The following is a 13,376-nucleotide window of genomic DNA, read 5'->3' as shown; positions in this document are numbered from 1 at the left end:
GGGGCCGGGTGGAGCGGGCCGCGGGGCCGGTCAGCCGCAGCCGCCGGCGTGCCCGTCGTCGGTGGCGGTGCCGAGGCCGACGGCGCTGAGCACCTTCGGCGCGGACGCGGCGGGCTCCTGCCGCTCGCGCAGGTGCGCCACGAAGGCGTCGAGCCGGTCGAGCCCCCAGAAGCGGCTGTAGCCGTGGACGAAGAACGGCACGCCGAACACCCCGTCCCGGCACACGTCGTGGAGGATCCGGATGCCCTCCGCGCGCAGTTCGGGCACGTCGCTCGCGCGGGACAGCCCGCCCGGGTCGATGCCCAGCTCCCAGCCGATGTCCTCGATCGTGCGCGGGTCGCAGATGTCCTGACCGCGGCCGAACCGGGCCCGGTACACCGCGTCGATGAAGTCGTGCCCGCGGCCCTGGCGGGCGGCGACGAGATAGGCGAGGTGCGGGACCTCCCACACCGGGTCGCGGTCTACCGGCCACGTCACCCTGAGCCCACGGGACTTGGCGAGCCGGCCGACGTCCTGGAGGACGTACCGGTTCTTCTCCCGCGACATCTCCGAGTACGGGAACCTGCCGCCCTGTTCGGCCAGCAGGCGGGCGGTGAGCGGGTCGGGCTCGAAGAACGGCAGCCATTCGAGCTGCTCGACCAGATCCCTGTGACGGGTCATCAACTCCCGGTAGGCCAGCCAGGAGTAGGGGCTGCGAAGGGAGAAATAGACGCGCGGTGTCTTGTTCTTGGGCATGCTGACGCCCCTTCCAGTTCTCGGAAAAGCTGTGAATGGAACCGGCACCGGCGGCTCAGACGACGAGGCCGCCGTCGATCCCGAGCACCTGTCCCGTGATGTACGAGGCACGCTCGGAGGCCAGGAAGGACACCAGGTCGGCGACCTCCTCGGGGCGGCCGAACCGCCCGAGCGGAATCCGCTCCGTCATCTTCCGGACGTGGTCGTCGCCGAGCCCGGAGAGCATGTCGGTCTCGATGAACCCCGGTGCGACGGCGTTGGCCCGGATGCCGTACCGGCCCGCCTCCTTGGCGAGCGCCTTGGTGAAGCCGATGATCCCGGCCTTGGTCGCCGAGTAGTTGGCCTGGGTGGCGTTGCCGTACACGCCGGCGACGGACGAGAGCGTGATCACGGAACCGGCCCTGCGCTTCATCATGGCGAACACGGCCGCCTTGCAGACGTTGTACGTCCCGTCGAGGTTGACGCGCAGTACGGCGTCCCAGTCGCCGGGCGCCATCATCACCAGCGGGTTGTCGCGGACGATCCCGGCGCAGGACACCACCGTCCGCAGCGGGCCGAGCTCCTTCTCCGCGGCCCGCACGAAGTCCCGTACCGCATCGTGGTCGGCCACGTCGACGCGGGCCGTGTGCACCCCGGCGCCGGCGTCGGCGGCCTCCCCCGCGACGGCGTCGGCGGCCTCCTTGTTGGACTGGTAGCAGAAGGCCACGTCATAGCCGTCCCGGGCGAGCCGACTCACCACATGCCGCCCGATGCCCCGGGAACCGCCGGTGACGAGGGCGACGGGGCGCCCGGTTCCGGGCTCCGGCCGCGTCATCGGCGTGCTCCTGCCCCGGTGAGCACCGCGCACCCGACCATCCCGTCCCGGTCGACCCCGGTGATCAGGGCCGCCTCTCCGGGGGCCAGGCCCCGGTCGCCGGACTCGGCGAGGGCCGCGGCCAGCTGGAGGCTGGTGGCGGCGGCGGAGGTGTCGCCCACCAGGTCGCGCAGCCGGGTCCAGCGTGGCCGTGCCTCGCCCAGTGCGTCCCGTACCGCCGCGGCCTCCTGGGTGGCGAGGGGGCCGCCGCCGGCCAGGGGCAGCACGGCGCGGACGTTCTCGGGCCCGACGCCGGCCGCGTCGAGCGCGCCGCGCACACAGTCGGCGAGGGTCCGGCGGGCGGTGGCGGCTCCTTCCGGCTCCGCGCAGGCGCGGAAGCGTACGGCGCCGATCGCGGCCAGCGCGGTGCGTCCGGCGGCCTCGGCGGCCTCGGCCGACTCGACGAGGAACACGGCACTGCCCTCGCCGAGGGGGGTGTCGCGTTCCTCTTCGGCTCGGCCGTGCCACTCCAGCCAGGCGCGCTGGGTGGAGTACTCCTCCGCGGCGCCGCACAGCACACGTCCGCAGTGGCCGCCGCGCAGCAGCCGTACCGCGTAGCTCAGTGCGAGCAGTCCGGTCAGGGTGCCGCCCGCGACGGTGGTGTTGGGGCCCTTGATGCGGTGCCAGATGGCGCCCTGCCCCGCGGCCCGGTTCATCACGGTGTTGGGGAAGCGGGCCGGGTCGACGTGATAGGGACGCTCGCCGACGAGCGAGTCGCGCGTGAAGTCCATGATGCTCTGCACGCTGCCGGATCCGGTGCCCAGGACCAGGCCGGTCTGCTCGGGGTGGGCGGCGAGTTCGTCGGTGAGGTCCTTGACCAGGCCGCCGACCGTGGTGACGGCGAGGGCGGTGACCCGGTCCATGGTGCGGGTGCCCTTCTTGCCGACGTATCTGGCGGCCGTGAACTCCGGTACCAGGGCGGCCTGCTCGAAGGGGCCGGGGTGGGTCTCCCGGTCCACCGGCTCCACCGCGCTGCGGCCCGCTTCGAGGCCGGCCCGGAACGGGTCGGCGCCCACGCCGAACGGCGAGGTGGCCGACCAGGCGGAGATGACGAGGGGTGACATCACGCGGCCTCCCTGACCCGGCCGAGTATCAGCACGGCGTTGTTGCCCGCGAAGGCGAGCGCGTTGTTCTGCACCACGTCGAGCCGGGCGGCCCGGGCCTCGTTGGGCACGCAGTCCAGCGCGCACTCGGGGTCCGTCTCGCGGTGGTTGACGGTGGGCGGGATGAAGTCCTCGGTGATGGCGAGGGCGCAGGCCGCCGCGGCGAGGGCGCTCGCGGCACCCATGGAGTGTCCGATCATCGACTTGATGGAGATGGTGGGCGGCGGAGTGTCGAAGACCTGCCGGATGGCGCCGGCCTCCGTCACGTCGTTGGCCCGGGTCCCGGTGCCGTGCGCGGAGATGAAGTCGACGTCCTCCGCCTTGACGCCCGCGTTGCGGTGGGCGACCTCCATGCACCGGGCGAGGCTGTCCTGGTCCGGGGCGACGGGGTGGTGGGCGTCGCAGTTGAGGCCGTACCCGAGGACCTCGGCGTAGATCCGGGCGCCGCGGGCCCGCGCCGACTCCAGGCTCTCCAGGAGGAGTACGCCTGCTCCCTCGCCGGTGAGGATGCCCTTGCGGTCCTTGTCGAAGGGCTGGCAGACCTCGGGGGCGATGGTGCCGAGCCGGTAGAAGCCGGCGAAGGTCTTGCGGCACACGGCGTCGGCGCCGCCGCACAGCGCGGCCTCGACCTCGCCGGAGCGGATGGCGTCGAAGCCGCTGCCGATGGCGTAGTTGCCGGCCGCGCACGCGGTGGGGATGGTGAGCGCCTCGACATCCACCAGGCCCAGTTCGCGGACGACGGCGCTGGACAGCCGCCCGGCCTGCGCCCTGCGCACCACGCCGGGTGCCCACCGCTCGGGGCCCTCGTCCAGTTGGGTGCGGGCGAGGCCGTCCAGGTCGCCCGACTCGGCGTCGGTGGTGCCGACCGAGACGAGGACCCGGCGTTCGCCCAGCTCCTGCGGGGTGAGGCCGGCGTCGGCGACGGCCATGCCGGCCGCCGCGACGGAGAACTGGGTGGCGCGCCCCAGTTCGGTGGTGTCGATGCGGTGGATCCATTCCCGCGGGTCGAAGTCGGCCACTTCGCACCCGTTGGCGTGCGCGAACCCCGTCGTGTCGAAGGTCGTGATCGGCTTCACCCCGCTGCGGCCGGTCCGCAGTCCCGCCAGAAAGGCCGGGGCCCCGAGTCCGATGCTGGTGACCGTGCCGAGCCCGGTGATGACCACCCGGCGCGGCGGCTGCCCGTCGTCGTACACCATGCGCTCCCGTCGTCCTCGTCAGGTGACGCCGGTCAGGAGGCCTGGGCGGACTTGGCCGCGACGGCCGCCTCGACCACGCGGACGACGGCCTCCAGGTTGACCATGGTGGCCAGTTCGGCCTGGTCGATGTCGGTGCCGAAGGCCCGCTCCAGCTGGGAGAGGATCTCGATGGCGCCCATGGAGTCCGCCTCGTGGTCCTCCTTGAAGCGGCTGGTGTCGGTCATGTCGTCGGGTTCGATCTCCAGGATGTCGCAGATGATGTCCTTGATCCTGGCGCGGTCATCGGCGCTCAGCTGCTGTGTGGTTGTCATGCAGACGATGCTGGCGGACCGCGCTGACACCCTGCTGATGTGCCGCTGACCGGCCGCTGACACGCTCCTGGCCTGCGGAAACGGGCAGGAACGGGTGGAGTTCGGGGTGGTCGCGGCGGTGGTCGAGGAGCCACTGCCAGTAGCCGGGGACCGTGCGGGCGTAGGCGGCGTAGTACTCGCGGACCGTCTCCACCAGCTGCCGCAGGGTTTGTTCGGTGACCTCGCCGCGGCGCCACACGAGCCGCATCTCGACGTGTTCGGGGCAGACGAGCGGGACCAGGGTGATGCCGGCGGTGGCACCCGAGGGGGTGGTCAGCGCGGCGACGCCCATGTCGTGGACCCAGCGCATGGCCTCACGCTGACTGTTGACGAGGTGCAGCACCTTCGCGGACCGCGCCGAGGCCGGCCGTCCCGGTGGCGCGAGCAGGGCCTCCTCGACCGTGTGGAACCAGTGTGCCGGGGAGTGGCGCACCCAGGTCAGCCGGGGGAGTTCGGCGGCGTCGACCTCCGCGCGGGCGGTCAGCGGGTGGTCGTGCGGCAGCGCCAGCCAGACCGGTTCCCGCACGATCCGCACCCGGCCCAGGGTGTGTGCGGGCGGCTCGGTGCCGGGCAGGTCGGGCACGGCGTGCACGAGGGCGGCGGACAGCGCGCCCTCGCGGACCGCGGTGACGGCGGCCCCCGCGTCGAGGGTCTCGGTGCGCACGACGGTGTCGGTCAGCACGGTGTGGAGGGCGTCGCGCAGGGCCGGTGGGGTCCACTCCGTGTTGCCGAGGCGCAGCGGCGCCGCCGACGACGACGCGCCGACCACCGCGACCACCTCGTCGGCGCGCCGCACGAGCTCGGCGAAGAGCGGTACGAGCCGTTCGCCCAGCTCGGTGAGTTTCACGCCGGTGCGGGAACGCACGAACAATTCGCCGCCCACCGCTTTCTCGATGCGGTGCAATTGCGCGGTGAGGCTCGGCTGGGGCAGGCCGAGTTCACCGGCCCCGCGGGAAATGCTGCCGGCCGCGTGCACCGTGACAATGATGCGAGCGTGCCGTATTTCTATGTCCATGCCCCCGCCCCCAATTCCGCGCCGTCGGACGTACACGAATCCGCCGAGTCACGTTAACTCCGTCTCGTGCGAGGGGAGAACGTGCCTCGGCGGATCGTCAGCGGTACTTCAGCGGGAGCACAGAGGGAATACGCGATGGATCAAGGGCATTGTTCGGGTTCGGGTTCAGGACCGCCCTGCCGAATAGGCGAGGACCTGGTGGGGGCGGCCGAGCAGTTCGTCCTGCTCCAGGATCGCCTGGTAGGCGCTGTGCAGGGCGGGACCGGGTTCGAGACCCAGGTCGCCGGCGAGCCTGCGGCGGGCCCGGTGGAACACGTCGAGGGCCTCGGACTGGCGGCCCTCGCGGTACAGGGCCAGCATCAGCAGCTCGCTCAGCCGCTCCCGTTCGGGGTGGTCGGCGGCCGCCTGGCGCAGCTCGGGCACGCTGATGCGGGGGGCGTCGACCCCGAGTTTCGCGGTGACCAGATCCTCGTACGCGGTGATCCGCCGCTCCTCCAGGTCGGCCGCGCCGATCCGTATGCGCAGCCCGTCGTGGGCGTCCAGCAGTGCGGGGCCGCGCCACAGGGCGAGGGCCTCCTCCAGCAGGACGACGGCGCGCGCGGGGTCGGTGCGGACGAGTTCGGCGCCGGTGTCGGCCCACCGCAGGAAGCGGTGGGCGTCCACCGACTCCGGTGGCACGTCCAGGAGATAGCCGCCCCCGACGGTGCGTATCAGCTCGTCGCCCTTGAGGCCGGTGATCGGCGCCAGGAATCTGCGCAGCCTGACGACATTGGCCTGGAGCGCGTTCCTGGCGTTGGCCATTCTGCGGCCCGCCCACAGCTCGTCCTCGATCTGGTCGGACGACACCGTCCGGCCCGGGCTGAGAGCGAGCAGCGCCAGCACGGCCGTGAGTCTCCGCGACGCCATGGTGTACCGGCGGCTGCTGCCGGACAACAGGGATACGGAACCTAGAAGTTGGATGTCCACTGGGTGCCCCCGTACGTATTCGTCGAGTGGAGCCCCAAATATGTCCCGGGTCCACCGATCGGGGGAAATACCATCCGGGCCCGCGAGGGCATCCGCCCGGTATGGCCGACCCCACCCCTTGCCGTGTCCTGGCGTCGGCGGCATAATCCCGAAACGCGCTGACACATCGCTGACTTCACGCTCATGTTCCGGCGAGGCGCCGCCGATTCCGCCGCCTGCTGCGACTTTCATCCAGCGCTTAATGTCCTGTTGCCGCGTCCTGCCCCGTTCCTAGGCTCCCTGACTGGCGCCAACCGACGAACAGTCAGTCCGGGAACAGGAGTCATCGCATGCTCAACAGAATCGTGATTGTCGGCGGGGGAACCGCCGGCTGGATGACGGCCTCGTACTTCAAGGCGGCGTTCGGGGACCGCATCGACATCACCCTGGTCGAGTCAGGCAACGTCGGCACCGTCGGCGTCGGCGAGGCGACCTTCAGCGACATCCGGCACTTCTTCGACTTCCTCGGTCTCAAGGAGGAGGACTGGATGCCGGCCTGCAACGCCACGTACAAGCTCGCGGTCCGGTTCGAGAACTGGCGCGAGAAGGGGCACCACTTCTACCACCCGTTCGAGCAGATGCGGTCCGTCAACGGCTTCCCGCTGACGGACTGGTGGCTGCGCGGCGGCCCCACGGACCGGTTCGACAAGGACTGCTTCGTGATGCCCTCGGTCATCGACGCCGGCCTGAGCCCCCGCTACATGGACGGCAGCCTGATCGACCAGCCGTTCGTCGAGGGCGCCGACGAGATGCAGGGCCTGACGATGTCCGAGCACCAGGGCAAGACGCAGTTTCCCTACGCCTACCAGTTCGAGGCCGCACTGCTCGCCAAGTACCTGACGGCGTACTCCGTCGAGCGCGGCGTCAAGCACATCACCGACGACGTCCAGCGGGTCAACCTGGACGAGCGCGGCTGGATCTCCGGTGTCACCACCGCGGAGCACGGCGACATCACCGGGGACCTGTTCGTCGACTGCACGGGCTTCCGCGGGCTGCTGCTGAACAAGGCCCTGGAAGTGCCGTTCCTCTCCTACCAGGACACTCTGCCCAACGACAGCGCGGTCGCCCTCCAGGTCCCGTTGGACATGGAGCGGCGCGGCGTCCTGCCGTGCACCACCGCCACCGCCCAGGACGCGGGCTGGATCTGGACGATCCCGCTGATGAGCCGGATCGGCACCGGCTACGTCTACGCGAAGGACTACCTCTCCCCCGAGGAGGCCGAGCGCACCCTGCGCGAGTTCGTCGGGCCGGCCGCGGCGGACGTCCCCGCCAACCACATCCGGATGCGCATCGGCCGCAGCGAGAACTCGTGGGTGAACAACTGCGTGGCGATCGGCCTGTCCAGCGGGTTCGTGGAGCCCCTGGAGTCGACCGGCATCTTCTTCATCCACCACGCCATCGAACAGCTCGCCAAGAACTTCCCGGGCGAGGACTGGAACCCCGTCCACCGCGACCTCTACAACGACGCCATCTCCCATGTCATGGACGGCGTACGGGAGTTCCTCGTCCTGCACTACGTGGCGGCGAAGCGCGACGACACCCAGTACTGGCGCGACACGAAGACCCGGCGGATACCCGACGGGCTGGCCGAGCGCATCGAGAAGTGGCGGACCCAACTGCCCGACAGCGAGACGGTCTTCCCCTACTACCACGGGCTGCCGCCGTACTCGTACATGTGCATCCTGCTCGGCATGGGCGGCATCGAGCTCAAGCCGTCCCCGGCCCTCGCGCTGGCCGATCCGGACGCCGCGGAGCGGGAGTTCCTGGACATCCAGGAGAAGACCCGCCGTCTGACCGAGTCCCTGCCGAAGGCCTACGACTACTTCGCCCGTCTGCACTGACGGACCCCGACGGACCCAGTCCGCCCCTCCCCGATGGCTTCCGTGCCCGGAAAGGGCCCCTCGTGATAACTCTTCCGCACTCCCTCGCCCAGGCCGCACACGTCGCGGCCGTGCTCGTCGTGGTCCTGCTGCTCGCCCTGGCGGGACGGGCGGCGGCCCGCCGACTGCGCCAGCCCGAGGTCATCGGGGAGATCACGGTGGGCCTGCTGGCCGGACCCACCGTCCTCCACCTGCTGGGGCCCGGCACGTTCGACGTCCTGCTGCCCGGGCCCGTCCTGGAGATACTGAAGTCCGTCGCCAAGGCCGGGCTCGTCCTGTTCCTCGTCGGCATCGCACACCGGCTGGCCCTGCCCGCGAGCGGGCCCGACCGGCGGGCCGGCGGGTGGGTGGCGGCGGGCGCGCTGTTCCCGCCGCTGCTGGCCGGCGTGCTGCTGGCCTGGTACGTGGTGGCGGGCGGCGACGCGGCGGTGCGCGGGGACGCCCCGCTGCCCGCGTTCGTGCTGATGGTCGCCGTGACCCTGTCCATCACCGCCGTGCCGGTGATGGCCCGGATCCTCGCCGACCGCGGGATGAGCACCTCGGCGGCGGGGCGGCTGGCCCTGTCGGCGGCCGTCGTCATCGACGCCGTGGGCTGGCTGCTGTGCATGCTGGCGGTCAGCCTCGGCTCGGGCAGCTTCGCCGGCTTCGTCCGCAGTCTGTCCGCCCTCGCGGTGGCCGGGCTGTGCGCGCTCACCGTCCGGTACGCGCTGCGTACCCCGGCCGCCCACCGGCTGTTCGTGCAACGGCCCCGGACGGCAGCCGTACTTCTGGGTGCCGTCGCCCTCACCGTCGCGCTCGGCGTGGAACACCTCGGTATGACGGCGATCCTGCCCGCGGCACTGGTCGGCCTGGCGATACCGGCGGGCGCCGGCACCGCCTGGGAACGGCCCGTGCGCACTCTCACCCGGGCGGGCAACGCCCTGGTGCCCGCGTTCTTCGTCAGCACCGGCATCACCGTGCTCGCCCACGGTTTCGCCCGGGTCTCGTGGGGCCTGCTGGCGGCGACCGTGCTGCTGGCCTGCGCCGGCAAGGGCGGCGGCGGCTATCTCGGGGCTCGCCTCGGCGGCAGGCCGCACCGGACGGCGCTGGAGATCGCCGTGCTGATGAACGCGCGCGGACTGACCGAACTCATCGTCCTCCAGGCCGGGTTGGCCGCCGGGGTGCTGACCGCGCCGCTGGTCCTCGCGCTGACCGTGATGGCCCTGGTCACCACGGCCGCGACAGGACCCCTGCTCGGCCTCCTCCACCGCGCCGGGACCGAACCGGCCCTCGCCCCGAAAGCCCTGGCCACGGAAGGCAGCCCCCGATGACCCAGTCCACCGTCCGCCCGGGCGCCGCGGCGACGTCCGACGACTTCCGTTCGATGATGGCGGGTTTCCCGACCGGCGTCGGCGTGGTCACCGCCCTGGACCGCGACGGGACACCGCGCGGCATGACCTGTTCCTCCGTGTGCAGCGTGTCGGTGGCACCGCCGACCCTGCTGGTCTGCCTGCGCGACCAGAGCCCGACTCTCGAAGCTGTCCTGGAGAGCGGCGAGTTCACGGTGAACCTGCTGCACGCGGACGCCCGGGCTGTCGCCGAGCTGTTCGCCTCCGGCAACCCGGACCGCTTCACGACGACCCCGTGGCAGCGGGCCCCCGACGCGGCCGGCCCGCACCTGATACGCGACGCGCACACCGTCGCCGACTGCACCGTGGCGCTGACCCAGCGCATGGGCGACCACATCACCGTCTACGGGCAGACCCGCCGCATCACCAGCCTCAGCACCAGACCTCCGCTCCTGTACGGACTGCGCGAGTTCCGCCCCTGGTCACCGTCATGACCGTCCCCGGACGGTCCCGCTCCCCCCTGCACGCGCCTTCTGACCTTCCAAAGGACAGCCCATGATCGGAACACAGGACCCGCAGTCCGACCCGGTGGTCCGGCTCGCCGCCGTGACCAAGCTCTACGGCGGCGCGAAGAACCGGGTGACCGCGCTCGACAACGTGAGCATCGACCTCCACCGGGGCACCTTCACCGCGGTGATGGGCCCCTCCGGCTCCGGCAAGAGCACCTTCCTGCACTGCGCCGCCGGACTCGACAAGCCGACGTCCGGGACGGTGCACCTGGACGGCGTGGACCTCGGCCCGCTCAAGGAGCGCCCGCTGACCAGGTTCCGCCGGGAGCGCATCGGCTTCATCTTCCAGGCGTTCAACCTGATGCCCTCCCTCACCGTGGTGGACAACGTGACGCTGCCACTGCGGCTCGCCGGCACCCGCCCCAAGAAGGCGCAGGTGAACGAGGTGCTGGAGCAGGTCGGGCTGAGTGGCAAGCGCGGCGCGCGCCCCGGTGAGCTCTCCGGGGGCCAGCAGCAGCGCGTCGCGATCGCCCGGGCACTGGTCACCCGGCCCGCGGTGATCTTCGGGGACGAGCCGACCGGCGCCCTCGACACCCGTACGGCCGCCGATGTCCTCGCGCTGCTGCGGCAGGCGGTGGTGGTGGCGGGCCAGACGATCGTGATGGTCACCCACGACCCGGTGGCGGCCTCCCACGCGGACCGGGTCGTCTTCCTCGCCGACGGCCGTTTCGTCGGCACCCTGGAGCGGCCCACCGTCGAGCAGGTCACCGACCACATGACACGGATGGGCAGTTGGAGCGACCGATTCGCCACCAACGAGGCAGAAGACGGGGTGCGCCGGTGATCAGGCTCGCGTTGCGCACCCTGCGCTTCCACAAGGGCGGGTTCGTCGCCTCGTTCATCGCGCTGTTCCTCGGCGCCACGATCGTCATCGGCTGCGGCGGACTGCTGGAGACGGGCATCCACAGCGCGGCCCCCCCGCACCGCCTCGCCGCGGCGCCCGTCGTCGTCACCGGCGACCAGCAGTACCACTACACCCAGCAGGAACTGGTCTTCCCGGAGCGGCACCAACTGGCCGCCGACGTGGTGACCGAGGTCACCGCGGTGCCCGGCGTCGCCTCCGCGGTGACGGACCTGTCCTTCACCGCGGCCCTCGCGAAGGACGGCGGCGCGGCGGGCGGCGAGGTGACCGGCCACGGCTGGTCGTCGGCCCGGCTCTCCCCGTACCGGCTCACCGCGGGGGCGAAGCCCACGACCGACGGGCAGATCGTGCTCGGCGCGGGCCTCGCGAAGAGCACGGGACTGGGCGTCGGCGATCGCGTCGCACTCCGCGCCCACGGCACCGCCGCCACCTACGCGATCTCGGGCCTGGCCGCCGGGCCCGACGACACCGGTGACGTCTTCCTCGCCGACACGGAGGCGGACCGGGTCTCCGGACGCCGGGGTGCCGTCGACAACATCGGGGTGTTCCCCGAGGCCGGCGCCGACACCGGCGAGGTCGCGGCGGCGGTGCGCAAGGCCGTCGAGGGCGAGCAGATCGCCGTACTGACCGGCGACGACCGCGGCCAGGCCGAGAGCCCGGACGTCCTCGCCGACGGCAGTGACCTGATCCCCCTCGCGGCGGCCTTCGGCGGCCTGTCCGCGATGGTCACCGTGTTCGTCGTGGCCGGCACCCTCGGCCTCTCCATCCAGCAGCGGCAGCGCGAACTCGCCCTGCTGCGCACCATCGGCTCCACCCCCGGCCAGCTGCGCCGGATGATCCTGGGCGAGACGATGATCCTCTCCGTGGTCGCCACCGCGCTGGCCTGCTGGCCCGGTCCCCGCTTCGGGCACTGGCTGCTCGACGCGTTCGCCGACGCCGATGTCGTACCGCACACCATCGCCTACCGGGCCGGTTCGGTCCCGGTGATCGTCGGTACGGGCACGGCCCTGCTGACCGCGCTGGGTGCCGCGTACGTCGCCGCGCACACCGCGGCCCGTACCCGGCCGACCGAGGCACTGGCGGAGGCCACCCTGCAACGCAAGTGGTTCAGCGCGTTCCGGCTGGTCGTCGGACTGCTGTGCGCGGTCGGGGGCGCCGCCCTCGCCTGGGGCACGGCCGGGTCGGACGGACCGGACGCGGCCGGGGTCGCGACACCCGCGGCGATGGTGTGGGCCATCGCCTTCGGCCTGCTCGGCCCCGTCCTGGTCCGCGCGATGATGGCGTGGCTGCGCGGCCCGGTGGGCAGGCTCTCCGGACTCGCCGGTCATCTCGCCACCCGCAACGCCCAGGTCCGCACCGGACGTATGGCTTCCGCGGTGATGCCCGTCATGCTGGCCAGCGGACTCGCCGTCGGCCTGATCTACATGCAGACCACGCAGTCCGACGGGGCGAAGAAGGTGTTCGCGGAGAGTCTGCGGGCCGACCTGGTGGTCACCTCCGACTCGGGGGCCCTCCCGCTGGACCTGGTCGACACCATCGGCAAGCAGCCCGGAGTCGCCGCGGCCTCCGCCCAGATCCCCACCGTCGGCTACATCGAGCCCGACGAGCCGATGCGGCCCAGCGAGGGAGAGTCGGCGGGCCCGCAGCCCACCGAACTCTCCCTCCAGGGCGTCAGTTCCGAGGGCGTCACCGCCACCACGGCCTACCGTGCCGCCACCGGCAGCCTCGACGCCTTGAGCGGCAACACCGTCGCCCTGCCCTCGCGTTACACGGACGGCCGCGGTATTGGCGACACCGTCCCGATGCGGCTCGGCGACGGCACCCAGGTACGCCTGAAGCTGGTCGCCACCGTCGACGGCAAACGCGGCTACGAGACCGCCCTCGTCCCGGCGTCGGTCCTCGTCGGGCACACGGACGGCGGGCTCGTCCCGCAGATCCTGGTGGCCGCCGACAAGGGCACGGACGACACGAAGCTGGCCGCCACCCTGTCGGCGCTGTCGGCGGACGAGCCCGGACTGCGGGTCACGGGCCGGGACGCGCTCAAGGCCGTGCAGTCGGACTCCGACGACACCCAGGCGTGGATGGCGTATCTGGTACTCGGAGTGGTCGTCGGCTACGCGACGATCGCGCTGGTCAACACCCAGGTCCTGGCCACGACCGAACGGCGTCGTGAGCTGATGCTCCAGCGGCTCATCGGGGCCACCCGCCGTCAGGTCCTCCAGATGATGACGGTCGAGGCGCTGCTGGTGGCGCTGGCCGGCCTGGTGCTCGGCGCACTGGTCGCCGCGGCCACGCTGGTCCCGCTGAGCCTGAGCGTGCTGGGCACGGCGCTCCCGGCCGGCTCCCCGTGGATCTTCGTCGCGGTGATCGCCGCCGCGGCGGGCCTCACCCTGACGGCGACCCTCGCGGCGGCCGGAGCGGTTCTGCGGGGCCGCCCGGGGGACGTGGCGACGATGAAGGAGTGACGGCGGCCGACCCCG

Annotated in this window: 12 protein-coding genes; 5 read left to right on the top strand and 7 right to left on the bottom strand. The window is 72.0% G+C overall.

From position 1 onward, the window contains the following. Positions 1-30: 30 nt before the first annotated feature. The 7 genes from AQJ27_RS20350 to AQJ27_RS20320 form a co-directional block, all read right to left on the bottom strand. Positions 31-735, bottom strand: coding sequence for a 2-hydroxychromene-2-carboxylate isomerase (locus tag AQJ27_RS20350; protein ID WP_067370790.1), 705 nt, complete (start codon positions 733-735; stop codon positions 31-33). 55 nt (positions 736-790) lie between these two features. Continuing rightward, on the bottom strand, positions 791-1,549 hold the full coding sequence (fabG, locus tag AQJ27_RS20345) for a 3-oxoacyl-[acyl-carrier-protein] reductase (protein WP_067370788.1): 759 nt from the start codon (positions 1,547-1,549) through the stop codon (positions 791-793). After that, the gene (locus AQJ27_RS20340; RefSeq protein WP_067370787.1) at positions 1,546-2,652 is read right to left on the bottom strand and encodes a beta-ketoacyl synthase N-terminal-like domain-containing protein; all 1,107 of its coding nucleotides are present in this window, start codon (positions 2,650-2,652) and stop codon (positions 1,546-1,548) included. The genes fabG and AQJ27_RS20340 overlap by 4 nt, the downstream gene beginning before the upstream one ends. Beyond that, positions 2,652-3,887 (bottom strand): beta-ketoacyl-[acyl-carrier-protein] synthase family protein, encoded by a 1,236-nt coding sequence (locus AQJ27_RS20335; protein ID WP_067370785.1) that lies wholly within the window; start codon positions 3,885-3,887, stop codon positions 2,652-2,654. Before AQJ27_RS20335 ends, AQJ27_RS20340 begins: the two co-directional genes overlap by 1 nt. Before the next feature lie 32 nt (positions 3,888-3,919). Next, positions 3,920-4,198 (bottom strand): acyl carrier protein, encoded by a 279-nt coding sequence (locus AQJ27_RS20330; RefSeq protein WP_067370783.1) that lies wholly within the window; start codon positions 4,196-4,198, stop codon positions 3,920-3,922. Further along, on the bottom strand, positions 4,167-5,252 hold the full coding sequence (locus tag AQJ27_RS20325) for a LysR family transcriptional regulator (RefSeq protein WP_079065110.1): 1,086 nt from the start codon (positions 5,250-5,252) through the stop codon (positions 4,167-4,169). Before AQJ27_RS20325 ends, AQJ27_RS20330 begins: the two co-directional genes overlap by 32 nt. Before the next feature lie 165 nt (positions 5,253-5,417). After that, entirely contained in the window at positions 5,418-6,185 is a 768-nt protein-coding gene (locus tag AQJ27_RS20320) for an AfsR/SARP family transcriptional regulator (protein ID WP_235613551.1), read from the bottom strand. A 362-nt stretch (positions 6,186-6,547) separates the two neighbouring features. Here AQJ27_RS20320 and AQJ27_RS20315 point away from each other — a divergent pair, with 362 nt between their 5' ends. The 5 genes from AQJ27_RS20315 to AQJ27_RS20295 all read left to right on the top strand — a co-directional run bounded on the left by AQJ27_RS20315 (position 6,548) and on the right by AQJ27_RS20295 (position 13,361). Continuing rightward, on the top strand, positions 6,548-8,098 hold the full coding sequence (locus AQJ27_RS20315; RefSeq protein WP_079065109.1) for a tryptophan halogenase family protein: 1,551 nt from the start codon (positions 6,548-6,550) through the stop codon (positions 8,096-8,098). Between the two features lie 62 nt (positions 8,099-8,160). Further along, the gene (locus AQJ27_RS20310; protein WP_159064372.1) at positions 8,161-9,447 is read left to right on the top strand and encodes a cation:proton antiporter; all 1,287 of its coding nucleotides are present in this window, start codon (positions 8,161-8,163) and stop codon (positions 9,445-9,447) included. Next, positions 9,444-9,959, top strand: coding sequence for a flavin reductase family protein (locus AQJ27_RS20305; protein ID WP_067370776.1), 516 nt, complete (start codon positions 9,444-9,446; stop codon positions 9,957-9,959). Before AQJ27_RS20310 ends, AQJ27_RS20305 begins: the two co-directional genes overlap by 4 nt. Positions 9,960-10,020: 61 nt before the next feature. Continuing rightward, on the top strand, positions 10,021-10,818 hold the full coding sequence (locus AQJ27_RS20300) for an ABC transporter ATP-binding protein (RefSeq protein WP_067370775.1): 798 nt from the start codon (positions 10,021-10,023) through the stop codon (positions 10,816-10,818). Beyond that, positions 10,815-13,361, top strand: coding sequence for an ABC transporter permease (locus tag AQJ27_RS20295; RefSeq protein WP_067370773.1), 2,547 nt, complete (start codon positions 10,815-10,817; stop codon positions 13,359-13,361). Before AQJ27_RS20300 ends, AQJ27_RS20295 begins: the two co-directional genes overlap by 4 nt. Positions 13,362-13,376: the final 15 nt, after the last annotated feature.

Source organism: Streptomyces olivochromogenes, assembly GCF_001514115.1.
GTDB lineage: Bacteria > Actinomycetota > Actinomycetes > Streptomycetales > Streptomycetaceae > Streptomyces > Streptomyces olivochromogenes.
This window is presented reverse-complemented; position numbering and strand designations above follow the sequence as displayed.